Here is a 24,413-nt window from a genome sequence, read left to right on the forward strand (position 1 = left end):
CGTGGCCGCCCAGCTCGATCGCGACGTAGTGTTCGGCGCCCTGACGCGGCCGCAGATGTTCGCCGGCGTCACCTATAGCTACTTCGTGCTCAACGCCGTCGTGACCGCCGAGCTGTTCCTCATCACCAAGTCGCTGTGGGCCGTGCTTGCGGCCATCGCCATCCACGCCATCGGCTATGTGGCCTGCCTGCGCGAGCCGCGGATCTTCGAGTTGTGGCTGACCAAGGTCAGCCGTTGCCCGCGGGTGCGCAACTGGTCGGTGTGGCGATGCAACTCATACCAGCCATGACGGCGCAGCCCGACCTCCGACCAAAGGCCCGGCAGGCTGACCCGCGACGGGAGGCAAGCGCGGGATCCCGGCTGCCCTACGGCCGCCATGTCGACGACACCACGCTCGCGACGCGCGACGGGATGCTGATGCAGGTGATCCATCTGGCGGGCCTGTCGTTCGAAACCGCCGACACCGACGAGATCAATTACCGCAAGGCCCTGCGGGACGGAGCGCTGCGCGCCTTCGCCAGTTCCCGCTTCGCCATCTATCACCACGTGATCCGCCGCGAGGCCGCCGCCGCCAGCGAAGGCGAATTCAACGACGACTTCAGTCGCACCCTGGACGAGGCCTGGAAGCGCCGGTTGAGCACCAAGAAGCTCTATGTCAACGAGCTGTTCCTGACCCTGATCCGCCGCCCGACCCAGGGTCGTGTCGGCCTCATCGAGGGCGCGATCCGCGCCATCACCGGGGCCGCGGACCCCGACCAGGGTGCGACGGCGCTCGCCAACGAGCAGCGCGAACTGAACGCGGCCAGCGAATCCCTTCTTGCCAGCCTCGCCCCCTATGGCGCGCGCCTGCTGAGCGCCTATGACACCCCGGCCGGGCCTTGCTCCGAACCGCTGGAATTCCTGTCGTCGCTCTATAACGGCGAGATGCGTCCGGTGCTGATGCCGCGATCGGACCTGGGGCAGCACATTCCGTATCGGCGCATCAGCTTTGGGGCCGAGACGGTGGAGCTGTCCCGCGCCGGGGCGCTCGACCGCAGCTTCGCCGCGGTGATCTCGGTCAAGGAATATCCGCCGCAGACCACGCCCGGCATGCTGGACGACCTGCTGCGCCTGCCGCACGAGCTGGTGATCAGCCAGAGCTTCGGCTTCGTGGACCGCCAGGCGAGCCTGGACCGAATGAACCTCGCGCTGCGCCGGATGCGGGCGGCCGATGACGAGGCGGTCACCCTGCGCCGGGGCCTGATCGAGGCAAAAGATGATGTTTCGGCCGGTCGCTCGGCGTTCGGCGAGCATCACCTCAGCGTCTTGGTTCGCGCCCCCACGATCGCGGCCCTGGATGAGGCCGTCGCCGAGGTGCAGTCCAGCTTCACAGAGATGGGAGTCATCGCGGTGCGCGAAGACGTCAATCTGGAGGCGGCCTTCTGGGCGCAGTTCCCCGGCAACTTCAAAGATATCGCCCGCCGCGCCCTGATCTCCACGGCCAATTTCGCAGGCTTCGCCTCGGGGCATAACTTCCCCACCGGCCAAGCGCAGGGCAACCACTGGGGTTCTGCGGTGACGCTGCTGGAGACCACCTCGGCGGGGCCTTACCACTTCAACTTCCACAAGGGCGACCTGGGCAACTTCACGATCATCGGACCATCCGGGTCCGGCAAGACCGTGGTGCTCAGCTTCCTGCTGGCCCAGGCGCGGAAGTTCGACCCTCGCATCGTCTTCTTCGACAAGGACCGTGGCGCGGAAATCTTCCTGCGAGCCATCGGCGGACGCTACGACGCCATCCGGCCGGGCCAGCCGACTGGGTTCAATCCCCTGCAGCTTGAAGACAACGCGGCCAATCGCGGCTTTCTGGCCGAGTGGACCGCGCGCCTCGTCAGCCAGCCGGGAGAAGTCCTCAGCCCCGAGGATGTCGAACGCATCAAGGAAGCGGTCGACGCCAATTTCAGCCAGCAACCGGCCTACCGGCAACTGCGGTACTTCGCCGAGCTGTTCCGGGGTGACCGCCGGCCACAAAGCACCGACCTCGCCGCCCGCTTGAGGTCGTGGTGGGGGGAGGGGGAGCGGGCCTGGCTGTTCGACAACCCGACCGACGCGCTGGACCTGGAGGCGCGCACCCTGGGTTTCGACATGACCCAGATCCTCGATGACCCGGCCCTTCGGACGCCCGCCATGATGTATTTGTTCCACCGGGTGGAGCAGCGGCTCGATGGCGATCCCACTCTCATCGTCATCGACGAAGGCTGGAAGGCGCTTGACGACGAAGTCTTCCTGGCCCGGATCAAGGACTGGGAAAAGACCATCCGCAAGCGCAACGGCCTGGTCGGCTTCGCCACCCAGAGCGCGCAGGACGCCCTGGAGAGCCGCATCGCCTCGGCGATCATCGAACAGGCCGCCACCCAGATCTTCATGGCCAATCCCAAGGCCCAGGCCCGCGACTACTGCGAGGGGTTTGGTCTGACCGAGCACGAGTACGATCTGATCCGATCGCTGCCCGACACCTCCCATTGCTTCCTGATCAAGCACGGGGCCGACAGCGTGGTCGCGCGGCTGAACCTGTCGGGAGAACCCGACCTGCTGACTGTTCTGTCGGGGCGAGAGCGGACAGTGCGTCTTCTGGACACCCTGCGCGAAGACCTGGGCGAAGACCCGGCCGTCTGGCTGCCGCGACTGCTGGAGCGCGCGTGATGGCCGGCTTCTGCCCCGCCCCCGCGGCCGACATTGGCTTGGTCCAGGGCCTGTTGGGCTCCGTCGACTGCAACGTCCGGGTGATGGCTGAGGCGGGATACGGCGCGCTGGCGCAGCCGGGGTCGTCTTTCGGTCCCGCCCTGACCGCGATACTGACCCTCTATATCGCGATCCTGGGGTTCGGCATGCTGATGGGTCGCACCCCGCTGCGGGTTGGCGACCTGACAATCACGGCGCTGAAGATCGGCGCGGTCCTGGCGCTGGCGACCAACTGGCCGACCTATCAGCGCGTGGTGTTCGACACCCTGTTCCTGGGACCCACGCAGTTGGCGACCTCGATGCTGGACGCCATCCAGCCGCCGGGTTCGGCGCTGCGGGGCGATCCCTTCGACGGCCTGCAGTTGGCCTATGACGAGTTGCAGCGCTCCGCCGCCTACTACACCCAGCGCAGCCTGAGCCTCGCCTCGCCGCTGCAGGGTGGCAACGCGGGCGCCGCCTTCGGCCTGACCTTGGCGTCCACGCTCATGCTGTTGATGAGCCTCGGCGCGGTGCTGGCGGCGAAGATCGTGCTGGGCCTGCTGCTGGCGCTGGGCCCCGTCTTCATCGCCCTGCTGATGTTCGATTCCACGCGCGGCGTCTTCGAGGGATGGCTGCGGGCCGCGGTGGCCTTCGCCCTGACACCCCTATTGGCGACCCTGGCCCTGATCGTTCAACTGGTGATGATCGAACCGCATCTGGTGCGCCTGGTGGAGATGCGAGCCCAGGGCGTGGTGGATGTCGCCCCGGCCAACGCCATTCTGCTGCTCACTCTGATCTCGACCGGCGTCGCCCTGTCCCTCGCGATCGCCACCGCCATGGTGGCCACCGGCTTCCGGCTCCCCTGGCGCACGGTGGCTGGAGTCGAGGGTGGCCGCACGGGCGCTGCCGGGGCTTCAAGCGAAAGGCGTGAGGCCACCGCCGTCGCAGCGTCGGTCTCATCGGCGCCCCCCCGCGCCGCCGCCGTCGCCGGCGCGGTCGCGGCCATGGAGCGCCGTGAGAGCCGACTGGAACTTGTGAGCACCGACGGTCCCCGGCGGACCTCGGTTGGCCGGGGTCGTGACGAACTTCCAGGCGCGGCCGAGCGCGCGCCGCCCCTTGGCCAGACCTATCGCCGCGCCGCCCAACCCCGCCGGGCCGCGAGCAATGTTCGGAGAGATCGATGAAGCCTGACAAGCCGCTTCAGCGGGGCGACTACTACGCCGAAGCCGCCTCCTGGTCTCAGGACGTGCACGGCGCCCTGCGCTCGTCGCGCCGCCTGGCCTGGATCATCGCGGGCGCGGCCGGGACGGTTGCGCTGTTCGAGGCCATCGCGCTCGCCGCCATGATGCCGCTGAAGACCGTGGTCCCCTACACCATCACCGTGGATCGCCAGACCGGCTATGTCGAGACCGCCCAGGGTCTACGCCCGGGTCTCCTGTCACAGGACGCCGCCGTCACCCAGGCCTTCCTGGCCCAGTATGTCCTGGCGCGGGAGGGCTTCGATCCCGTCGATCTGCAGGCCACCTACCGCAAGGTCGCCCTGTGGTCAGCCGGTGAGGCGAAGACCCAATACCTGCGGACCATGGCCGCCTCCAATCCCTCCAGCCCGGTCAAGATGTATGGCCGCGCGACGGTCCTGCAGCCCACAATCAAGAGCATTTCGCTGTTGTCCCCCAACAGCGCCCTGGTGCGCTTCGACTCCGAGCGGCGCGACAGCGGGTCGCCCGCCGGTGACCGGGCCTCCTTCGCCGCGGTGATCGGGTTCCGGTATACGGGCGCGCCGATGCGGATGGGGGATCGGTTCCTGAATCCCCTGGGCTTCCAGGTGACATCCTATCGCCGGGATTCCGAGATGATCGGATCCACCGCGGCTTCGCAGGGACAGCGCTGATGCGCGCCACCCTGGCTCTCGCCCTGGCGATGACGACGGCGCCTCTGGCCGTGGAGGCGGCGCAGGTTCCGCGCCCCGGACCCGGCGATCCCCACATCCAGAGCGTGGAGTACGATCCTGATCAGGTCGTGCTCCTGAACGGAGTTGTCGGCTATCAGCTCATGCTGGAATTCGCCCCCGACGAGCGGCTGGTGAACGTCTCCATCGGCGACTCCCTCGGCTGGCAGGTCACCCCAAACCGGAACGCCAACCTGCTGTTCCTCAAGCCTATCGACAAGCGCGCGGTCACCAACATGACGGTGGTCACCAACCAGCGTCGCTACGCCTTTGACCTGCGGGTGAGCACGGGACCCAGCCTGGCGCGGACGCCCTATGTGGTGCGTTTCATCTATCCCCAGGTGGCGGTCGCCGCGCCGGCGCCTGAGTGGGTGGAGCCGCCTCCGGAGGTGGTCAACGCCGCCTATGTGGTCACCGGCGCGGCGGAAAGCGCGCCGGTCCAGGTCTTTGACGACGGACGCATGACCTATTTCGCGTGGGCGCCCCAGGCCGCCGCTCCTGCCATCTTCGCCGTCGCCGCAGACGGCGCGGAGAGCCTAGTGAACTATGGCGTGCGCGGGGGCTACACCGTGGTCGAGCAGCTGGCGCCGCGCTTCATGCTGCGGAATGGCAAGCAGGTGGCGACCGTCACCAACCAGGCCTACCGCGCCGCCGCCCCGGACCAACGGACCGCAGCCAAATGACCGATCCCCGCGCACCCGGCGCCGGCTTGCCGCCGCCGATCTCCGAAGACCTGACCCTGGCGGCCGAGGCCTCGGAACCTATGGTGGGATCGACGACCCGCACGCTTCACCCAGCGGTCATCGCCGGCGGCTTCTCGCTGGTGGCCATCGCCCTGTTTCTGGTCCTCAATGGCAACCGCATGGACCGAACAGGCGCCAGCCTGGTGACCCCGACGGGCCAGCCGAGCTCTATCGCCGAGGCGTCGCCGCCTCCGCTGGAGCTGCCCTTGACCCAGATTTCCACGGGTGGCGACACAGGCCCGTTCAGCGGGCTGCCGACCCAGGTGGGGATGCCGCCACCGCCACCCCCGCCGCCACCAAACGTGTCCGCCGCCTATGTGCCGGTCTCGACGCCCAGGTTCGGCCCGTCGCAGGGCGATGTGATGGCTCGACGTCGCGCACCTTCGGTCGTGGTGGACTTCGGCGCACCCTCCGGCGAGCGCATGGTCCTGGCCCAGGCCTCGGCTGGCGCCTCCGGTCCCCAGGCCGCGGCGGCCCTGGCCGCCGGCGCCGCGGGCGGGCAGGCCAAGGGGCCTGATCTCAACGACAGCGAACAGTTCGCCGAACGCGTGGGGGATGAAGAGCCGGCCCGCGCGAGGGCGACCACCCTGCGCAATCTCTCCGCGCTGGCGCCCCAGGGGACCATCATCCCCGGGGTGCTGGAGACCGCGATCAATTCCGACCTGCCAGGCTTCACGCGCGCGGTGGTCAGCCGCGACGTGCTCAGCTTCGACGGCCGCGCCGTCCTCATCCCTCGCGGCAGCCGCCTGATCGGCCAGTACAAGAGCGCCGTCGCGCTGGGTCAGTCGCGGGCCTTCATCATCTGGACGCGGGTGCTGCGCCCGGATGGCGTCTCGATCCAGATCGGGTCGCCGGGCACCGACGCCCTGGGCCGCGGCGGGCTCGAGGGCGATGTTGACCGCCACTTCTTCCGCCGCTTCAGCGGTTCCATTTTGCTCTCGGTGCTGAGCGCCGGGGTGGCCTCCCTGGGCGACACGCCGTCGACCCAGATCAGCATCGGCTCACCGGGAGCGGCGGCGGGTCTCGCCAGCTCGGCGGTGCAGGGCGAGAAGATTTCGCCCACCATCAAGGTTCCGCAGGGCGAGGCGATCCGCATCTTCGTGTCCCGCGACCTGGACTTCTCCGGCGTGGATCCGATCCGGTGAGCGCCGGCCCCGCCGCCATCTATCTGAGGACCTACCTGGCGCCGCTGGCCTTCCTGCTGGAGCGCGCGGAGGTCACAGACATCTTCATCAACAAGCCTGGAGAGGTCTGGGTCGAGACGGTTCTGGGCTCTATCGAACGCCACGCCGCGCCGGATCTCGACGAGACCACCCTGTGGCGGCTGGCGCGCCAGATCGCCAGCTTCTCCAACCAGGGGATCAGCCGCGAACATCCGCTGCTCGCCGCCACCCTGCCCAGCGGCGAGCGCGTGCAGATTGTCGCCCCACCGGCGACCCGGGGCGATCTTGCGATCGCCGTGCGCAAGCACGTGGTGGCCGATCTCAGCCTGGACGACTACGACCGCGCCGAGGCCTTCGCCCATGTGCGCACCGACGGCCGCTCTGACAGCGAGGTGCTGGACGCGCAGCTGCAAGGCCTGCTGGACGCAGGCCAGCTCGCCGAGTTCCTGCGGGTCGCGGTGCGAGGCCGCAAGAACATCATCGTCGCGGGCGGCACCTCCACCGGCAAGACCACCTTTCTCAACGCCCTGCTGAAGGAAGTTCCGCGCGAAGAGCGGCTGGTGCTGATCGAGGACGCGGCGGAGGTGCAGTTGGACCACCCGAACGCCGTCGGCCTAGTGGCCGTGCGCGGCGAGACCGGCGAAGCCAAGGTCACGGTCGAGGACCTCGTGCAGGCCTCCCTGCGCATGCGGCCCGACCGCATCATACTGGGCGAGTTGCGGGGGCGCGAGGCGACCAGCTTCCTGCGTGCGGTCAATACCGGGCATCCGGGCTCCATCACCACCCTGCACGCCGACAGCCCGCGCGGTGCCGTCGATCAGCTTAGCCTTCTTGTCCTGCAGGCCGGCCTGCAGCTGACCCGGACCGAAATCGTCGACTACGTGCGCGGCATCGTGGACGTCTTCGTGCAGCTGTCGCGCCGCGACGGTCGGCGGGTCATTTCCGAGATCGTGTTCAAACAGGGCGCGGCGGCCCTGTCGTGATCAGGACTGATCGCTTCCGCATCGTGCTGGCCTTGCTGTGCGCTGGATTCTGCCTGTCGTCGGGTCCGGCCCTGGCCCATACCGCGACAGACCTGGCGGGCGGATTCAGCTCGGGCGTCCTGCATCCGCTCGCTGGCCCCGACCACTTGCTGGCCATGGTCGCGGTGGGGCTGTGGGGTGCGTTTCTGGGCCGGCCTTTGATCTTCGCCCTGCCGGTGATCTTTCCCGCGGTCATGGCCATTGGCGGCGTGTTGGGCATGGCCAATGTTCCGTGGCCCCCGGTTGAGATCGGGATCGCGGTCTCAGTGCTGGTGTTGGGTATCGTCATCGCCGGGGCCGTCCGCGCCCCGGTCTGGGCCGCCTCGGCCGTTGTCGCGGCGTTCGCCGTCTTCCACGGCTATGCGCATGGCCAGGAGCTGCCTTCAGCGGCCGATCCCGTGGGGTACAGCGTGGGCTTCATGCTGGCCACGGGGTCGTTGCATGTGGTCGGGATCGGCATCGGGGCCATTAACGGCTATCGCGGCGGCGTCTTGCTGACGCGCGGCCTGGGCGCCCTGATCGCCCTGGCCGGCGTCTACTTCCTGTACCAGGCGATAGGCGCTTGAGGGGAGGCGCCCTGCCTCCGGCCTTGCTGGCGGCGGCGTTGGGCTTCGCGCTCAGCTACGCGCCGCGCGGGAGTCTCCTGGTCTGCTTTCCCGCCTTTTTGGCGGTCGCCTTGGCGGCGACCTTTCTGCCTGTCCAGGCCGGATGGGAGGACGCCATTTTCCTCGGCTGCTGGACCAGCGTGGTGATGACCGCCGCGAGTGTTCACCTGCCCGGCGGACTGAACCGACCTATCGCCACCCTCCTGGCCGTGAACGCCGGAGTCTGGTGCGGGGCGGTGATCGCCGCCTCCGGCGCCCCGGTGGACCTGGCCAAGGCCGCGCCCTGGGTGCTGCTCGCGCTGCCGGGGGCCTGGCTCGTCGGTCGCCGCTGGGGCATCGCAATCAAGGTCCTGGCGAGCTGGCTCGCGGCGGTCGCCATCCTTGGCGCCGCTCTCCCCACCACCACGCCGACGCCCGGCTACGTCGCCGACCACATGGAATGAACATGACCACAGCCATTCGATCCATCGGGGCTGGCGCCTTGCTGGCCGCAACGCTCACAACCGCCGCTTCGGCCCACGATTTCTGGGTCCAGCCGGCGCAGTTCTGGCTGGCCCCCAATGGCGCGGTGCTGACGTCGCTCCAGGTCGGACACGGTCCGGCCCGCGAGCGTTGGGGCGCTGACGTCAAGCGCGTCACCTCGTTCTACAGCCTTGGTCCCGCCGGTCGGACCGACCGCCTGGCGGAGCTGCGGGCCCGCGGCTTGGACCAGGATCACCTGCTGCGGTTCCCAGGCCCCGGCGTCCATGTCCTGGTCCTGGAGACCAACCACGCCCAGAGCGAACTTCCAGGTCCTAGGTTCACGAGCTACCTGAAGGAAGAGGGGCTGACCCCGGCGATCAACCTGCGCGCCCAGCAGAAGATCGCCGACCAGCCCGGCCGCGAAGTCTACACCCGAAGGGCGAAGGCCCTGGTGCAGGTCGGCCCGCCGAACCCCAGGTTCGACGCCCTGGTGACTCGGCCGGTGGGTCTGTCGCTGGAGATCGTGCCTGAGGTGAACCCCTATGCGCCGACCGCCGGTGCGAACCTGCCGGTTCGTATCCTCTATGAGGGGCGTCCCTTGTCCGGGGCCCTCGTGAAGCTGAACAACCTCGACTTCGACGGTCGGCCTGTCGCGCAGATCCGCAGCGACAGCGCGGGGCGGGCGGTGTTCAATGTGCCGCGCTCAGGCTCCTGGCAGTTGAACGTCATCTGGACCAAGCCTCTCAAAGGCGCCGCCAAGGCCGATTTTGACACCACCTTCTCCAGCCTCACCTTCGGGTTTCCGCGCAAGGGCGCTGCGGTGGAGCGCAATCCATAGCGCGGTGGTGGCGGTGGCCTTGGGCTCGGCTACGCCGGCCGCTGCCGCCACGCCCGACGAAGACGCCAGATTGAGGCGGCGGGTCCAGACGGTCGTGGAGTCGACGACCCAGGAATGGAGCGCTGTCTTCCAGGCGCACGGCGTGGCCTACGCGGCGCCCAGGGTTCTGATGCTGAGGTCGCCCATTGGGCATCCGGCGCGCGGCGCCGGCTATATGCGCGAGCTGGGCGTCGTGATCGATCTGAACGACATGGCGGCCCTCGACACCGTGTTCGTGCGGAACGGCGCCCTGGAGGGCTTGGTGATCGCCCACGAGGTCGGGCACCACGTCCAGACGATGACGAACCCTGGCCTGACCGAACGGTCGCAGTCACCCGAACTGCAGGCCGACTGTTATGCCGGCTGGTGGCTGGGCCGAGCCCAGGCCCGTAACCCCACGGACTTCCCTCTTCCCGACCTTGAACGGCGCCTGCCAGAGATGCTTAGCCTCTTGTCCGTTCTGCAGGCGGGCCGGCTATCGGCCGCCAGCGAGGCGGAAGTCCACGGTTCAATCCCGCAGCGACTGAACGAGGTTCGGCGGGGCATGGCGGCGGAAGATCCCAAGGTCTGCGGGTTCAGTGTCGCCGGATCGTGGCATGGGCCACGACAGCAGACCCCACCGTAGGTCCTCATTGAAAAGTGTGCTCCGCGGGGCGGCCGCGGAGGTGGTGTCAGTCGAACGGCAACTCGTCTCCGTTCGGACGCAGTTTCCCCATGCCCAGCCTGGCCCTAGCCCATGACCGCGCGCCACTCAGCCAGGGCGGCTGAGCGTCGTTCGCGGTAGAGGTCTCTGCTGATGAGGTGGCGTTCCTGGTTGAAATGGTTGTGGACCGTGCCGTGGACGGTGGCGAATTTCTGGAGCGTCTTCATCCTGCGAAATCGCTCCATCGCCCGTTCTCGTCGCCGGAAGGGAAGGTGGGAGTTCTCAGCGCGGTTGTTCTTCCAACGCCCCTGTTCCTGGCGATCGGCGGCGCCGATCTCCTTCAGCGCGGCGCGGTAGGACCGCAGTCCATCGGTCACGATGGCGCCCGTGCGGCCATGGCGCTTCAGCGCCTTCTTGATGAATTTCAGCGCCGCGGCCTTGTCCCTCGTCGTGGTGACGTAGGATTCCAGCACCTCGCCCTCGTGATCCACCGCCCGCCACAGGTAGCGCATCTCGCCGTTGATCTTCACGTAGACCTCATCGAGATGCCATCGCCAATGGGTGTGTGCCCGCATCCGGTCGACCCGTTTCTTGCGGATCTCGGCAGCGAACATCGGACCAAACCGGTTCCACCACAGCCGCACCGTCTCGTGGCAGATATCGATACCGCGCTCGAACAGCAGGTCCTCGACGTTCCGGAGCGACAGCGGGTAGCGGACGTACATCATGACCACCAACCGGATTACCTCTGGCGATGAATCGAACCAGCGGAACGGGTCGTGGGTCTTTTTCTGACGGGCCATTTCGCTCGACTAAACCCGTCCCCTTACTGGGCGGTGCATTTCAGCTGACACGGCCTTCCCTATCGCTGCCTGAGAAATTCCCTATAGCCCCCATAGGGAATTTCGGCGGTTCCCCATCAAATTCACGCGTTTGGTCAGCTACTTAACTGCCCTCGACAAGCATCCGTCGCACGCAAATCTACCGAATTTCCTATCGAGTTCCCTATGACAGGGAAACCGTCACGCATTTCAGGGGGCAGAGACGGGGCGGATATGAGGCGCTGAAAGCCGGCCTTTGAGGGTCTCGTTCGCGGAGCGAATGACGGATATGGGTTCCCTAAGTCCGGGAATGTCGGGGCTTTTCCCGACTGAGGCCGCGATGGAGACTGGTCGGGGCGACTGTCTGGCGGCCCGGGAGGGACTCGAACCCCCGACCTTCGCTTTAGGAAAGCGCTGCTCTATCCTGCTGAGCTACCGGGCCAGACCGGTGGGGTGATAGCGCAAGGGCGCATGGCGGCGAAAGGGAAGATGCGAATGGGGGCTCTGCGCCATTTCCGGCTGCTCTATGTTCAGGTGCTTATCGGCATCGCCCTTGGCGTGCTGGTGGGCTGGCTGTGGCCCGAGATCGGCGTTCAACTCAAGCCGCTGGGCGACGCCTTCATCAAGCTGATCAAGATGGCCATCGCCCCGGTCATCTTCTGCACCATCGCCGCCGGCATGGCCCGGATGAGCGACATCAAGGCCTTCGGCCGCCTGGGCGCCAAGACCCTGATCTACTTCGAGGTGGTGTCGACCATCGCCCTGATCATCGGCCTGGTGGTGGGCAAGTGGATCCAGCCGGGTGTCGGTTTCAATGTCGATCCCGCCAGCCTCGATCCGAGCGTGGCGGAAGAATACGTGGAGAAGGCTCACCACAGTCCTGACCTCGTCCAGTACCTGCTGAACCTGATCCCCGACACCTTCTTCGGGGCCTTCGCCGATGGCCAACTGCTGCAGGTGCTGGTGATCGCGGTGATCACCGGCCTGGCCTGCACCCGGCTCGGCCCCTTCGGCGACAAGGTGGCCGGCGCCCTGGAGGACATCTCCAAGGTCTTCTTCTCCATCATCCAGGTGGTGGTGCGTCTGGCGCCCATCGGGGCCTTCGGGGCCATGGGCTTCACCATCGGCAAGTATGGCGTCGCCGCCCTGGTGAAGCTGGCCGCCCTGGTGGGGACCTTCTACCTCACCAGCCTGCTGTTCGTGCTGGTGGTTCTGGGCCTGATCGCCTGGATGTCCGGCTTCTCGATCCTGAAGTTCCTGGCCTATATCCGCGAGGAGCTGCTGATCGTCCTGGGGACCTCGTCCTCGGAGTCGGTGCTGCCGCAGATGATCGACAAGATGCAGCGCCTGGGCGCCGGCAAGACCACGGCGGGCCTGGTGATCCCGGCGGGCTACAGCTTCAATCTCGACGGCACCAACATCTACATGACCCTGGCCACCCTGTTCCTGGCCCAGGCCACCAACACCCCCATCACCCTGACCCAGGAGCTGACCCTGCTGGGGGTGGCCATGCTCACCTCGAAGGGGGCCAGCGGCGTGACGGGGGCGGGCTTCATCACGCTCGCCGCCACCCTGGCGGTCATTCCGGAGATTCCCATCGCGGCGCTGGCCCTGCTGGTGGGGGTGGACCGGTTCATGAGCGAGTGCCGCGCGCTCACCAACCTGGTGGGCAACGGCGTGGCCACCCTCGTCGTGGCCCGCTGGGATGGGGACCTGGACAGGGAGGTCCTGGCCCGGGAGCTGGAACGTGGGCCGCGCGCCGTGGTGACCGAGCCTGTGCAGGCTCCGGCGGACTGAGCCTCAGGCCGCCGGCCGCCTACGCGGCGGATCGTCGGCCGGGACGGCGAGGGACCTCGCGCTCCAAGGCGACGGCGGCGAAGGGCTCTCCGGAGGGGGTGAGCAGCGGAAAGACCTCGATCTCGCACCGGTAGGCCTCCCCGGACTTGCGATAGTTCATCAGGGTCGTCCGATGTGTGACGCCCAGGCGCAACGCCCGCGCCAATCGCTTCTTGGCCGCGACGCTGGTGGCTGATCCCTGCAGCATTCGGGGGCTCTTTCCGACCACCTCGTGACTGGCATAGCCGGTCATGCGTTCGAACGCCGCGTTCACATAGAGGATGTTCGGACCGGGCGCCGCCAGCTTGCCGTCCGTCACCACGACCGCCAGCTCCGTGTCGCCGACGAGGGCGGAAACCAGTTGGATAAGTGACATCACACCGCTCGTCCTGAGGTTGGCGTCACCTGTCCAACGCACAACCTGACCTACAGCAAGCCGCCGCGGCAATTCAATTAGGCTTCTGTTTACCGCGTCAAAGCGCGCACGCGCCTGACTCCACGGGCCTGGAGCGCCGGAACCCGCAGTCGCTTCACGAAACGGGGCTTCAATTAGGAGGTCGTTAGCGATCGCAGTGCGATGAGTTGCCGCAAGAACTGGTGAGGATGTGGAGCGGTCGGATGCGGTTTGGTGGTCGTGCTCTGGAAAAGGCGCGGGAGGCTCAGCGCGTTCGCGAGCTCGAGGCGCAGGTCAACGCCATGGACCGGTCTCAGGCGGTGATCGAGTTCAAGCTCGATGGGACGATCCTCCGGGCGAACGCCAATTTCCTGAACGCCCTTGGCTACACGGCGGCTGAGATCGAGGGTCGCCATCACAGCATGTTTGTGCCGCCCGACCAGAAGGACAGCGCGGCATACCGCGAGTCCTGGCGGGATCGGAACAATGGCGAGTTTGTCGCCGCCAAGTTCCAGCGGATCAGGAAGGATGGCTCGGTTTGCTGGATTCAGGCCTCCTACAACCCCGTGCTGGACGAGGCCGGACGTCCCTACAAGGTCATCAAGTTCGCCACGGACGTGACCGAGGTCGAGCTAGAGCGGGCGCGAAACGAGGCCGAGAGCGCCACGGCCGAGGCCGAGCAGAACCTGGTGGTCGGCGCCCTGGCCGACAGCCTGCAGCGGGTGGCCGCCGGCGATCTGACCACCCAGATCGAGGCGCGTTTTGACGGCCGCTACCAGCAGATCAAGGAGGACTTCAACAAGGCTATCCAGAGCCTGCGTGAGGCTCTGACCTCCATCGCCGCCTCTTCCGGCGGAATCCGGGGCGGGGCCGACGAAATCGCCAGCGCGTCGGACGACCTGTCGCGCCGCACCGAGCAGCAGGCCGCCAGCCTGGAGGAGACCGCTGCGGCCCTGGACCAGATCACCGCCACCGTGAAGCGCAGCGCCGAAGGCGCCAAGCAAGCCTTCAACGCCGCCACCACCGCCAAGGGTGACGCTCAGCGCTCGGGCGAGGTGGTCCGCGAGGCGGTCGCCGCCATGGGTGAGATCGAGCAGAGCTCCGGCAAGATCACCCAGATCATCGGCGTCATTGACGAGATCGCCTTCCAGACCAACCTGCTGGCCCTGAACGCCGGGGTCGAGGCCGCTCGGGCCGGCGAAGCAGGCCGCGGCTTCGCCGTCGTCGCATCCGAGGTTCGGGCCCTGGCCCAGCGCTCGGCCGACGCGGCCAAGGAGATCAAGGCCCTGATCAGCGCCTCGTCGGCCCACGTCAATTCCGGGGTCCGCCTGGTGGGCGAGACCGGCGACGCTCTGGTGGGAATCGTCGGACGGGTCACCGAGATCGACGGCCTGATCGCCGAGATCGCCCAGTCGTCACAGGAGCAGGCCGTTGGGCTCGCCCAGGTCAACACCGCCGTCAACCAGATGGACCAGGTGACCCAGCAGAATGCGGCCATGGTGGAGGAAGCCACCGCTGCGTCCGCCAACCTGCGTAGCGAGGCCGTGGAGCTGACCAGGCTGGTGGGCCGCTTCCAGACCGGGGCTCAGCCCGTGCGGCCGGAACTGGCGCGGGCCGAGCGGCACGCCCCGGCCCGCAACCCGGTCGCTCGCGACCGGGCCCGGCTGACGTCGGCTTTCGGCGGCGGCAAGGCCGCCGCCTCGGCAAGCTGGGAAGAGTTCTAGGCCTAGAGCATGATCGCTTGAGACGGAACCGCGCAGCGGTCCCGGCTCAGGCGTGAATCATGCTCTCGCTTATATCTGGAGCCTGATCCACCGCATCGGCGGAATCGCGAAGCGATTCCACCTCAACGGATCAGGCTCTAGGCGGCCGCGCTGGGGCGGGCCCCGACCCGCTCCATCCAGCCCTTGAGCCACTTGGCCTCGTCAGGGACCGGCTGGCCCACCGTCGCGCCGAATTTCAGGAAGCCGAACAGCAGGATGTCGGCCAGGGTGAAGCGGCCGCCACAGACGAAATCGCCGGTCATCTGGCCGTCGAGCCAGAGCAGACGGTCCTTGGCGATGGCCTTCAGGTCGGCCGCGCCCTCGGGGCCCACCAGTTTCATGCGGCTCTCGAACAGCGGGCGCCCTTCGGCGGCCCGGAAGCCATTGGCCATCGGCTCGCAGATGTTGAGGTCGATGCGCCGGGTCCACATGCGGGTCTCGGCCCGCTCCTCGGCATTGGAGCCGATCAGGGGCGGGGAGGGCTGGACCTCTTCCAGATACTCGCAGATCGGCAGGATTTCGCAGACCTTGTGGCCGTTATCGAGTTCCAGCGCGGGAAGTTGGCCGGCGACATTGACGGTCTCGGTATAGGGTGGCTTGCGGTTCTCGCCCGCCATCAGGTCCACCTTCTGGGCGGGGATCGTCATGCCCTTCTCGGCGATGAAGATGCGCACCACGTGCGGATTGGGGCCGATCGAGTCGTAGAGTTTCATGGCGCATCTCCCTTTGGTCGTTGGCGCGACCTTTTCGGTGCGGGCTTGCCGCGTCAAGCGGGACCCAACGTCAAGCCAGCCGGGACTTGATGTCGGCCTTGATGACGACCCAGGCCGGGGCCGTGGGGTCGATCAGCTCGAAGTGCCCCGCGCCTTCCAGGTCCAGCACCCTCATCGCGTCACCCTTGGCCTTGGCGGCGGCCCCGAAGGCCGCGCCGAAGCGCGAGGGAACAATGGGATCCAGCGCGCCTGAGATCACCGCATAGGGCAGGGCGAGCGGCAGCAGGGCCAGGGGGGAGGTGTCGGCATAGACGTCCTGGCTCCCGCGGCTCTCGGCCCCAACCAGCGCCTCGATGGTTCCGGGGCCGCCGCAGGCGTCCGGCCCGGTGGCGTGATAGGCCGCCAGGTCGATGATCCCGGCCAGGCTGACCGCGCCTTTGGGAATGAAGGGATCGGGGCCTCGCAGGGGACCTCGAACGCTGCTCCAGAGCGCCAGGTGTCCGCCCGCCGAGTGGCCTGCGACGACCACCCGCTTCAGGTCCAGGGGGTAGGTCCTGGCCAGTCCCCGCACGTGGTTCACGCCGGCGGCCACATCCTGGAAGGTGCCAGGATAGCCGCCGCCCTCGTGGCCGATGCGTCGGTATTCCAGGTTCCAGACCGCGACGCCGCTGGTCTTCAGATCCGCGCAGGCCTGGTCCATCAGCTCCAGTCCCGGCAGGTCGGCCAGCCAGCAGCCGCCGTGGATCATCACCACCAGTGGATGGGGGCCGGGGCCCGTGGGCAGCCACAGCTCTCCGAACTGCAGATCCAGCGGACCGTAGGCGATCCGGGCGTCAGCCGACTCCCGCGGCCGGGCAAGCAGGTCGCTGAAACTGATGAGCGCGCGCTCCGCCATGCTCACTCCTTGCCGGCCCGACGTCGGGCGGGGAGGATGCCCGAAAACCGGGCCCGGGGAGAGGGGCCATGGCCCCATCCTGCTCACCGCGCACGGAGGCATGGACGGGCAGCTCGAACGAAAACGCCCGGCCTTCGCAGGCCGGGCGTCTCGTAGATCGGCGGAGATCGGCGCCTTAGGCGGCGACGGCCTTGATCAGGTTCTTGTTGAGGATGCCGATGGCGGCGTCGCGGTCGATCTGTTCGATGGCGGCGACTTCGCGGGCCATGCGGTCCAGCGCCGACTCATAGAGCTGGCGTTCGGAATAGGACTGCTCGGGCTGGTTCTCGGCGCGGTGCAGGTCGCGGACGACCTCGGCGATGGAGATCAGGTCGCCGGAATTGATCTTGGCTTCGTATTCCTGGGCGCGACGCGACCACATGGTGCGCTTCACCCGCGCACGGCCCTTCAGGGTGGTGAGCGCCTGGCTGACCACATTGCCCTCGGCCAGCGAGCGCAGGCCGGCGGTGCGGGCCTTGGCGGTGGGAACGCGCAGGGTCATCTTCTCGTGGTCGAAGGTGATCACATAGACTTCGAGCGAGTAGCCGGCCACTTCCTGAGTTTCGATCCCCTGTACCTGACCCACCCCGTGGGCCGGATAGACGACGTGATCTCCAATCGAGAAATCCAGACCAGTCTTGCTCATCAGCTAAGTCCCTTCGACCTCGTCCGATCCCATCGACGCATCCAGGTTTTCCGAGAGCCCAAGGCGAAAGGTGTCCGTCCGCAAAATCTGCGGCGACCAACATTCTTGAGAACGGAATAGACCTCTAGGACACCCTTCGCCTGTTCAAGGCGTATGCGGCCGGGGACGGCTCTTCTGCAGAAACGACATGGCGGGCGCGAAACGCTTCTCGCCACGTCATTGTCACCCTAGCATAAAATTCAGCCCAAAGAAAGGCTTGCGCCCCGTGGGCGCTGGGTCGGTCAGGAGCCGCGGCCGGGCTTTTCGCTGAAATACTTCTCGAACTTGCCGGTCTCGCGCTCGAACGCCTCGGCGTCGGCCGGCGGCTCGCCCTTCACCGTGATGTTGGGCCAGATCTTGGCGTAGTCGGTGTTGATCTTCAGCCACTTGGAGTCAGGCGTATCCTCGGTGTCGGGCTTGATGGCGTCCACCGGGCACTCAGGTTCGCAGACGCCGCAGTCGATGCATTCGTCCGGATTGATCGCCAGGAAGTTCTCACCCTCATAGAAGCAGTCCACAGGACACACCTCCACGCAGTCCATGAACTTGCATTTGATACAGGCGTCGGTGACGATGTAGGTCACTTGGAACTCCGGCGGATCTAGAGCGCGGGTTTTCCCGGTCAGACCCCCAATTGTCAATGCCGCCCGCCCGCAGGATATCTGAGGCCGCCGATAGGCTCACGGCGCAGGTGTGAGCGAGATCACGGTTTCCGTCGCCGCCTCCACCGCCTTGCGCGAATAGGCCAGCGGCACGTACTCGCCCTTCACCCATTTCGGAAACAGGTCGCGATAGTGCGGGCTCTCGGGGTTTCCCGACTGGCCGGGCGTATTGATGGCCATGCTGTTGTCCCAGGCGCCGACGTCCAGGACCATGCGGAACGAGGCGCCGGCCACCACCCGGAAGTCATCCGGCCGCCAGCTGGCCGCCATCGGCGAGAGGCTGGTTCCGCCCATCGGCGTCGGTCCCGCCGCCAGCAGGGGCCTGGTGGCGGCGTCGGCCAGCGGGGTCAGGGCGTGTTCAAGTCGCGCATGATGCAGCCGGCCCCAGGCCCAGGTCCTAGGGTCAGGCCCGAGGCGCGCGGCGACCTCGTCAAAGGCGGCGATCAGGCTGGTCTTCAGCACCCCGTCGCGGGCGTCGGCGGGCAAGGTGGCGTCGGGGTGGTCCAGCAGGTGCATGACGGCGGCCAGGTCGCCATTGCCGATGACCCCGTGCACGGACGCGGGCGTCGCGGCGGCGACCACGGTCCGGCCCAGGTGCTTGCCGGTCCAGACCTCGAACAGGGCCGCCCCGGCGCTGCCCTCCGAGGTGCGGTGATCCCAGCCGCGCAGCAGGGCCAGGGCGGCGGCCAGCTTCGGGTCATCGGTCTTCAGCGGCGCCAGCACGGCGATCAGCCGCCGCGCGGTGATGTCATAGGGATCGGTCTGCAGGGCCATGGCGTCGGCCACGGTCAGCTTGCCCTTGGCGGCCAGCACCTCGTTCACCCGCAGGAATCGCGCGGCGTTGGACCATTCGAACCCCACCTTGCGCTGCGCCACCGGATAGTCGGCCGGCAGGTTCATCTGGTTGGCCGAGGCGAACCAGCCCTGTTTCGGATCGGCCACGCTGGGCAGTTCGTCTGGCTCGAGGAACCCCTTCCACTCATAGCGCCCGTCGCCCGGTACCGGCAGCAGACCGTCCCAGTTGGGCCGCGCCGGGACCATGCCGGCGGCCACCCAGCCGATGTGGCCCGAGGTGTCGGCATAGGCCTGGTTCTCGCTGGGCGCCCCCCAGCCGGCCAGGGCCGCCTTGAAGCTGGTCCAGTCCTGGGCCTGCATGTAGCCGGTGGAGCCGAAATAGGCCGAGGTCCCGGGCTGGCTCCAGACCGTGCGGATGGCGAAGGCCTTGCCCTCGGTGCTCTTCAGCACAGGCCCGTGGCGGGTGAAGCGCAGCTCCACGGAACGCGGCGCGGCCTCGCCCTTCACCGGGATGGCGTCCTGCACCACGCTCATGGCCTCCCAGCCGTCGCCGTAGCGATAGCGGTCGCCCTGCGTCTCGTAGACGTAGAGGTCTTCCTGATCGACGGGGAAGATGGTCAGGCCAAAGGCGATCTTGCCATTGTGGCCGATGGAGACACCGGGCAGCGCCGGCTCACCGGCCCCGATCACCGAGAACCCGGGCGCGTTCATGTGGACGATATAGCGCAGGCCCGGGGCGCCATGCTCCCGGTGCGGGTCGTTGGCCAGGATCGGCCGGCCCGTCGCCGTGCGCGATCCGGAGACCGTCCAGTTGTTCGACCCGATGGCCTCGGGCGGAATTTCCAGGGCGGCGCGCTGCTCCGGCAGCCCGCTGAACTTCACCCCCGAACCGGCCAGCTGGTAGTCGGCCAGGACATCGGCGGGGATGGCGCAGGGATCGAGACCTTCCGGGACCTTGGTGGTCCATTTGGGTTCGATGAAGCGATAGAGACGGGCGGCCGGCAGGCCCGCCTTGCAGGCGATCTGGGCGCGGCCGACCTCGTTGGGAACGTTGCGGGTCAGGCCGTGGCTGCGGATGCGCACCACGTCCTCCGGGCTCCAGCGGTCCGGGGCGGAGCCGGCGATCTTGAACTCCAGCGGCAGGGGCCGCTTGCCCGCCGCGATCTCGTCCACGAAGGCGTTGACGCCCGCCACCCAGGCGGTGGTGTTGGCCTCCGCGCCGGGCCCATAGGCCGCCCATTCCTTGGTCATGTCGCCGCGATAGAGGAACAGGCGGGCCGCGCGGTCCTGGGCCACATAGGTGGGGCCGAAGTCCTTGGACAGCAGGCCCAACCCCCGCTTGCGCCACAGGTCGATCTGCCACAGCCGGTCGCGGGCGACGTTGTAGCCCTGGAGGAAGAAGGCGTCGCGGACACTGCCGGCATAGATGTGCGCGATGCCCCAGGTGTCGACCCGGATCTCCGCCGGCGCCGCCAGGCCCGCGACGGCGCGGCTCTCCTGGGCGGGGGCGGCGAGCGCGGTCAGGCTGGAGCAGCTCAGCAAGGCCCCCAGAAGCGGGGCTGTGATCTTGGGCATGGGTTTCCTCCGGGGCCGGAGGCTGAGGCTAGGGCAAGACGAGGAGAGATCGAAGAGGGTTCCTCCACAGGCGCGCGGGAAGCAGAGTGCGCCTCGGCCATTGATTTGGGGGAAGCCATGAACAGCCACCGCATCTGGGCGGGCCTCACCGTCCTGACCGGCCTCGCCACCGTGGCGATCACCGCGGCCTTCCAGATGCTGCCGCAGGTCGCCGCGGCGGGCGCGTGCTGGGCGCCGGGCAAGGTGGTGGACTTCGAGCTGGCCCGCACCCTCGAGCAGTCGCTGAAAGTGTTCACGCCGGAGGCCTGCCGCGTCCCCATCGTCACCGCGATGGACGCGGTGAACCACCTCGACGTGAAGGCCTATATTCCGGCCTACACCGCCTTCGCCGTCTGCGCGGCGATGTTCCTGGGCGGCGGCCTGCGCAAGCCCCTGGTGCTGCCTGCCATCGGCGTCGCCCTACTGGCCCTGGCCGCGGACTATGTTGAAACCTTCACCCTGCTCCAGATCACCTGCGACCTGGAGGGCTCGGCGCATCTGCTATTGCGCGCCAGCGACGGCGCCTGGGTCAAGTTCGCGGCCTTGGCGCTGCACGCCTTCCTGCTGGCGCGGATCTGCATGGCGCCCGAGACCCGTCGGCCGATCCTGGCCATGCTGCTGCTCCTGCCCATGGTGGGCACGGCCTTCGCCGCCATCGACAACAGCCGCGCCGCCCTGATGACCTACGCCCTGGTCCTGAGCTGGACCCCCGTGCTGCTGGTGGCGGCGCGCGACTTGGTGCGGCGTTCGTTTTCCTCCCCCGTAAACAGGGGAGAAACGTCTCACCCTAGCGTCGAATAAAGCCCCCGCGCCTCAGCGGGCGGCCCCCGGCGGTCCCCCAGCCCCTCAACCGCCACGGCGATCAGCTTGCCGCCGACCGCGAACACCAGCTGGTCGCCGACCTTCAGGGCCCGCGCGCACTTGTCGATGCGGGTCTCCGCGCCGGCGCGGGTCAGGCGAACCTTGCCCTCGTCCAGGAATTTGGCGGCCAGGGAGCGGGTCTTGAAGAACCGCGCCCGCCACAGCCAGACATCGGCGCGGCAACCCGTCTCGCTCATGGGGGCGCGGCCTTGGCCTTGCGGCGGCGGCGCGGACGCCGCGCAGGCGCGGGCTTGTCCTTCAAGGCCGCCAGCGCCGAGAAGGGCGAGTGGGGGGAGGGCGCGGCGGGCCTTTCGACGGGCTTCTCACCCCGGCGGCGCCAGACCATGGCCTCGCCGGCCTTTGGCTTGGTCGTGGGCGCAAAGCCGAGGGCGCGAAGGATGTCCCGCGTTTCCGGTTCGCTCCAGCCCAGCACCTCGCGGTCGGCGTCGGTGAGCTGGCCGGGTTTTCCAGCCCGCATCAGGTCGTCCATCCGCTCCAGCATCTCGACGGGTACGGCCAGCCGGCCCACGGCCCGCAAGCCGAAGGCGGCAAGCGCCGTGGCGCGCGGCGGCGGATCCGGCAGGCGGCTGATGATGTGGGCGGGCGGGCGCCAGGCCCGGTCGGCGAAGCCCTGGACGAAGCTCAGGGCGCTGGGGGCGAGCATCGCGGGCAGATAGAGGGTGAAGTGGCCCAGGCGCACGCCGAAGCCCTTGAGCATGCGCCGCTCCACCTGGCTCAGGGCCTTGGTTTCGGCGTGGACCTGCAGGCGATCCAGCACCCCGCCGGCCTCGATCAGGCGGTAGGCGAGGCCGCGGGCCAGGCCCTTGATCTTGCCCTCCGCCATCGCGATCTCGAGCTTGCGCAAGGGCCCCAGGCGACGGACGGCCTCGGCCGCGAGGAAGGCCTCCAGCCGCCGCGTGGCGCGCTCGCGGGCCGCGGGATTGCCCAGTTCCCCCAGCAGACGCACCCGAGGCGCGAAAGGCGAGCCCCCGGAGATGGCGCCCGCCGCCTGGCCGCGCCACAGCACCATGCCGTCGGGTGTCAGGGAAAACGCGTTGTCGGGCTCGGCGGCGAGCTGGCCCAGGCGCTTGGCGATCTCGGGGCCCACGGCCAGGGTCGCCGCCGCGCGCAGAGCCTTCTCCTCCAGGATCGAGGCGCCGTGCTCGGCCTCGAAGGTCACGCCCCGCAGCTTGCCGACATAGTGCCCCTCGACGGTGACCGTGCCGTCCTCGGCGACGCCCGCCAGCATGTCCTCCCGCACCCGCAGACCGCGCATCAGGGCGCTGGTCCGGCGGTCCACGAAGCGGGCCATCAGCTTCTCGTGCAGGGTGTCGGAGAGCTTGTCCTCCAGCACCCGGGTCTTGGCCTGCCAGGCCTGGGCGTCCGCCAGCCAATCGGGGCGGTTGGCGACATAGGCCAGGGTCCGCACGCTGGCCAGCCGGGCCGACAGGGTGTCGATCTCGCCGTCGGTGCGGTCCAGGTGGCGGTACTGGCCGGCGATCCAGTCCTCGGGGATGCGACGGTTGCGGCTGGTGAGATACTCGAAGAAGTCCCGCGTCAGCCGCAGGTGCTCCTCGTGGCTGACCTTCCGGAAGTCCGGCGTCTGGCAGACGTCCCACAGCCGCATCAGCGAGGGCTTGTCGCGGGCCCGCTCAGCGATGTCGGGATCCCCCGCCAGCTGGCGCAGGGTCACCTCGTCCAGGCTCTCGGCCGAGGCCTTCAGCACATCGAAGGTCGGCGGAGCGGCCAGGGACTTCATCAGGTTGGGCAGCGACGAGAAGTCGAGCTTGGCGTTGCGCCATTCGGCGGCGGCCACCGGCTGGAACTGGTGCTCCTGGACCGCCTCGACGAGGTCGGCGTCCATGTCCTCGCACTCGCCGGTGACCCCGAAGGTGCCGTCGGTGCGGAACCGTCCGGCCCGCCCGGCGATCTGGCCCACCTCCTGCGGATGTAGGAACCGGGTGCGCTTGCCGTCGAACTTGCGCAGGCCGGCGAAGGCCACGTGGTCGACGTCCATGTTCAGGCCCATGCCGATGGCGTCGGTGGCCACCAGGAAGTCCACCTCGCCCGACTGATAGAGCGCCACCTGGGCGTTGCGGGTGCGGGGGCTGAGCGAGCCCATCACCACGGCGGCGCCGCCCCGCTGCCGGCGGATCAACTCGGCGATGGCGTAGACCTGGTCGGCGGAGAAGGCCACGACGGCGGACCTGCGCGGCAGGCGGGTCAGCTTCTTGGGCCCCGCATAGGTCAGGCTGGAGAACCGCTCGCGGGTGACGATCTCGGCGTTGGGCAGCAGCCGGCGGATCAGGGGCGCCATGGTGCCCGCCCCCATCAGCATGGTCTCGTAGGTTCCCCGCGCATGCAGCAGGCGATGGGTGAAGACGTGGCCGCGCTCGGGGTCGGCGCAGAGCTGGATTTCGTCCACCGCCAGGAACTCCACCTCGCGGCTTAGCGGCATGGCCTCGACGGTGCAGACGAAATAGACGGCCCGCGGCGGGACGATCTTTTCCTCGCCGGTGATCAGGGCCACTGAGCGCGCGCCGCGCGCCTTGACGATGCGGTCGTAGATCTCCCGGGCCAGCAGCCGCAGCGGCAGGCCGATCATGCCCGAGGCGTGCCCCAGCATCCGCTCGACGGCGAGGTGGGTCTTGCCGGTGTTTGTCGGCCCCAGCACCGCCACGAGGCGGGGCGGCGGCGCGCCGGTCGGACGGTGACTCATGATCTCAAGTTGGGGTGGGAATCGACGCGCGGCAAGCGGCGCTGGAGGGACTGCGACACGAAAGCCGCCCTGGCCGCGATCCTTCTCCCCTTGCGGGAGAAGGTGGCCCTGCGGAGCAGGGTCGGATGAGGGGTCGAAAGGTCTATCCGGCGAATTTCCCCAGCGCAGGCCGGCTCTCATCGTACCCGCTTGGGTCAGGACCACCGTTCGTGGGGTTCGTGAGGTTCGTGGTTCCATTCCTTCAGCAGCGACGCCGCAGGGCGGGAAAAGATTGTCCACGAACCTCACGAACCAAGAGGGAGAGACGCGTTGAGCGGAGCGCGACCCCTTGTCTGTTGGGGTGGTGCTAGATTGTGGCTGTCTTCCGGGACGTCCGCCTGGCGTTGGCGCGCCAGGCGGACTGTCGGTGGAGGGACCGCTAACCCCTGAGCTATTGAGCTGAGGATGAGCAGG

The 24,413-nt window shown here is 68.2% G+C and carries 23 protein-coding genes and 1 tRNA gene; 14 read left to right on the top strand and 10 right to left on the bottom strand.

Going from position 1 to position 24,413, the window contains the following annotated elements; genetic code table 11:
* Nucleotide 1 precedes the first annotated feature (1 nt).
* The 11 genes from Q8N10_RS09695 (at nt 2) to Q8N10_RS09745 (ending at nt 10,145) form a co-directional block, all read left to right on the top strand.
* Nucleotides 2–289 (top strand): type IV secretion system protein VirB3, encoded by a 288-nt coding sequence (locus Q8N10_RS09695; RefSeq protein ID WP_370690182.1) that lies wholly within the window; start codon nt 2–4, stop codon nt 287–289.
* Nucleotides 286–2,682 carry a VirB4 family type IV secretion/conjugal transfer ATPase gene (locus Q8N10_RS09700; protein ID WP_370690186.1) on the top strand — a complete coding sequence of 799 codons (2,397 nt, stop codon included), beginning with the start codon at nt 286–288 and terminating at the stop codon, nt 2,680–2,682. Before Q8N10_RS09695 ends, Q8N10_RS09700 begins: the two co-directional genes overlap by 4 nt.
* Nucleotides 2,682–3,884, top strand: a complete 1,203-nt coding sequence (locus tag Q8N10_RS09705; RefSeq protein ID WP_304776277.1) for a type IV secretion system protein — start codon at nt 2,682–2,684, stop codon at nt 3,882–3,884. The genes Q8N10_RS09700 and Q8N10_RS09705 overlap by 1 nt, the downstream gene beginning before the upstream one ends.
* Nucleotides 3,881–4,591 carry a virB8 family protein gene (locus Q8N10_RS09710; protein ID WP_304776279.1) on the top strand — a complete coding sequence of 237 codons (711 nt, stop codon included), beginning with the start codon at nt 3,881–3,883 and terminating at the stop codon, nt 4,589–4,591. The genes Q8N10_RS09705 and Q8N10_RS09710 overlap by 4 nt, the downstream gene beginning before the upstream one ends.
* On the top strand, nt 4,591–5,331 hold the full coding sequence (locus Q8N10_RS09715; RefSeq protein WP_304776281.1) for a TrbG/VirB9 family P-type conjugative transfer protein: 741 nt from the start codon (nt 4,591–4,593) through the stop codon (nt 5,329–5,331). Before Q8N10_RS09710 ends, Q8N10_RS09715 begins: the two co-directional genes overlap by 1 nt.
* A complete protein-coding gene (locus Q8N10_RS09720) occupies nt 5,328–6,536 on the top strand; it encodes a TrbI/VirB10 family protein (protein WP_304776284.1) in 1,209 nt (402 codons plus the stop codon). Before Q8N10_RS09715 ends, Q8N10_RS09720 begins: the two co-directional genes overlap by 4 nt.
* Nucleotides 6,533–7,537, top strand: coding sequence for a P-type DNA transfer ATPase VirB11 (virB11, locus tag Q8N10_RS09725; RefSeq protein WP_304776286.1), 1,005 nt, complete (start codon nt 6,533–6,535; stop codon nt 7,535–7,537). Before Q8N10_RS09720 ends, virB11 begins: the two co-directional genes overlap by 4 nt.
* The gene (locus Q8N10_RS09730) at nt 7,534–8,142 is read left to right on the top strand and encodes a HupE/UreJ family protein (protein ID WP_304776289.1); all 609 of its coding nucleotides are present in this window, start codon (nt 7,534–7,536) and stop codon (nt 8,140–8,142) included. Before virB11 ends, Q8N10_RS09730 begins: the two co-directional genes overlap by 4 nt.
* A gap of 110 nt (nt 8,143–8,252) precedes the next feature.
* Nucleotides 8,253–8,624 (top strand): hypothetical protein, encoded by a 372-nt coding sequence (locus Q8N10_RS09735; protein ID WP_304776290.1) that lies wholly within the window; start codon nt 8,253–8,255, stop codon nt 8,622–8,624.
* A gap of 2 nt (nt 8,625–8,626) precedes the next feature.
* Complete coding sequence (locus Q8N10_RS09740) at nt 8,627–9,481, top strand: DUF4198 domain-containing protein (RefSeq protein ID WP_304776291.1); 855 nt, start codon at nt 8,627–8,629, stop codon at nt 9,479–9,481.
* A 13-nt stretch (nt 9,482–9,494) separates the two neighbouring features.
* A complete protein-coding gene (locus Q8N10_RS09745; RefSeq protein WP_304776330.1) occupies nt 9,495–10,145 on the top strand; it encodes a neutral zinc metallopeptidase in 651 nt (216 codons plus the stop codon).
* A 104-nt stretch (nt 10,146–10,249) separates the two neighbouring features.
* Here the strand turns inward: Q8N10_RS09745 and Q8N10_RS09750 are convergent, their stop codons facing one another.
* On the bottom strand, nt 10,250–10,966 hold the full coding sequence (locus Q8N10_RS09750; RefSeq protein WP_304776292.1) for an IS6 family transposase: 717 nt from the start codon (nt 10,964–10,966) through the stop codon (nt 10,250–10,252).
* A gap of 383 nt (nt 10,967–11,349) precedes the next feature.
* Nucleotides 11,350–11,426, bottom strand: a tRNA-Arg gene (locus Q8N10_RS09755).
* Between the two features lie 53 nt (nt 11,427–11,479).
* On the opposite strand from Q8N10_RS09755, the gene dctA reads away from it, so the two are divergent.
* Nucleotides 11,480–12,781, top strand: coding sequence for a C4-dicarboxylate transporter DctA (dctA, locus tag Q8N10_RS09760; protein WP_304776295.1), 1,302 nt, complete (start codon nt 11,480–11,482; stop codon nt 12,779–12,781).
* A 19-nt stretch (nt 12,782–12,800) separates the two neighbouring features.
* Here the strand turns inward: dctA and Q8N10_RS09765 are convergent, their stop codons facing one another.
* Nucleotides 12,801–13,196 carry a PAS domain-containing protein gene (locus tag Q8N10_RS09765; protein WP_304776298.1) on the bottom strand — a complete coding sequence of 132 codons (396 nt, stop codon included), beginning with the start codon at nt 13,194–13,196 and terminating at the stop codon, nt 12,801–12,803.
* A gap of 242 nt (nt 13,197–13,438) precedes the next feature.
* Here Q8N10_RS09765 and Q8N10_RS09770 point away from each other — a divergent pair, with 242 nt between their 5' ends.
* Nucleotides 13,439–14,938: a PAS domain-containing methyl-accepting chemotaxis protein gene (locus tag Q8N10_RS09770; protein ID WP_304776301.1), complete on the top strand. Its 1,500-nt coding sequence runs from the start codon at nt 13,439–13,441 to the stop codon at nt 14,936–14,938.
* 137 nt (nt 14,939–15,075) lie between these two features.
* Here the strand turns inward: Q8N10_RS09770 and Q8N10_RS09775 are convergent, their stop codons facing one another.
* The 5 genes from Q8N10_RS09775 to Q8N10_RS09795 all read right to left on the bottom strand — a co-directional run bounded on the left by Q8N10_RS09775 (nt 15,076) and on the right by Q8N10_RS09795 (nt 20,341).
* Nucleotides 15,076–15,690 (bottom strand): glutathione S-transferase family protein, encoded by a 615-nt coding sequence (locus Q8N10_RS09775; RefSeq protein ID WP_304776303.1) that lies wholly within the window; start codon nt 15,688–15,690, stop codon nt 15,076–15,078.
* A 70-nt stretch (nt 15,691–15,760) separates the two neighbouring features.
* Complete coding sequence (locus tag Q8N10_RS09780; protein WP_304776305.1) at nt 15,761–16,585, bottom strand: alpha/beta hydrolase; 825 nt, start codon at nt 16,583–16,585, stop codon at nt 15,761–15,763.
* A 175-nt stretch (nt 16,586–16,760) separates the two neighbouring features.
* Nucleotides 16,761–17,270 carry a CarD family transcriptional regulator gene (locus tag Q8N10_RS09785; protein WP_304776308.1) on the bottom strand — a complete coding sequence of 170 codons (510 nt, stop codon included), beginning with the start codon at nt 17,268–17,270 and terminating at the stop codon, nt 16,761–16,763.
* Between the two features lie 281 nt (nt 17,271–17,551).
* Complete coding sequence (gene fdxA / locus Q8N10_RS09790; RefSeq protein WP_304776309.1) at nt 17,552–17,893, bottom strand: ferredoxin FdxA; 342 nt, start codon at nt 17,891–17,893, stop codon at nt 17,552–17,554.
* Between the two features lie 96 nt (nt 17,894–17,989).
* Complete coding sequence (locus tag Q8N10_RS09795; protein ID WP_304776312.1) at nt 17,990–20,341, bottom strand: penicillin acylase family protein; 2,352 nt, start codon at nt 20,339–20,341, stop codon at nt 17,990–17,992.
* A 117-nt stretch (nt 20,342–20,458) separates the two neighbouring features.
* Here Q8N10_RS09795 and Q8N10_RS09800 point away from each other — a divergent pair, with 117 nt between their 5' ends.
* Nucleotides 20,459–21,181 (top strand): hypothetical protein, encoded by a 723-nt coding sequence (locus tag Q8N10_RS09800; RefSeq protein ID WP_304776314.1) that lies wholly within the window; start codon nt 20,459–20,461, stop codon nt 21,179–21,181.
* On the opposite strand, the gene Q8N10_RS09805 is transcribed toward Q8N10_RS09800, so the two are convergent.
* Both Q8N10_RS09805 and Q8N10_RS09810 read right to left on the bottom strand, forming a co-directional pair.
* The gene (locus Q8N10_RS09805; protein ID WP_304776316.1) at nt 21,163–21,438 is read right to left on the bottom strand and encodes an RNA-binding S4 domain-containing protein; all 276 of its coding nucleotides are present in this window, start codon (nt 21,436–21,438) and stop codon (nt 21,163–21,165) included. The genes Q8N10_RS09800 and Q8N10_RS09805 overlap by 19 nt on opposite strands.
* Nucleotides 21,435–23,960, bottom strand: coding sequence for a helicase-related protein (locus Q8N10_RS09810; protein ID WP_304776318.1), 2,526 nt, complete (start codon nt 23,958–23,960; stop codon nt 21,435–21,437). The genes Q8N10_RS09805 and Q8N10_RS09810 overlap by 4 nt, the downstream gene beginning before the upstream one ends.
* Nucleotides 23,961–24,413 lie beyond the last annotated feature (453 nt).

The sequence above is a fragment of the Phenylobacterium sp. genome, assembly GCF_030693625.1.
GTDB lineage: Bacteria > Pseudomonadota > Alphaproteobacteria > Caulobacterales > Caulobacteraceae > Phenylobacterium > Phenylobacterium ferrooxidans.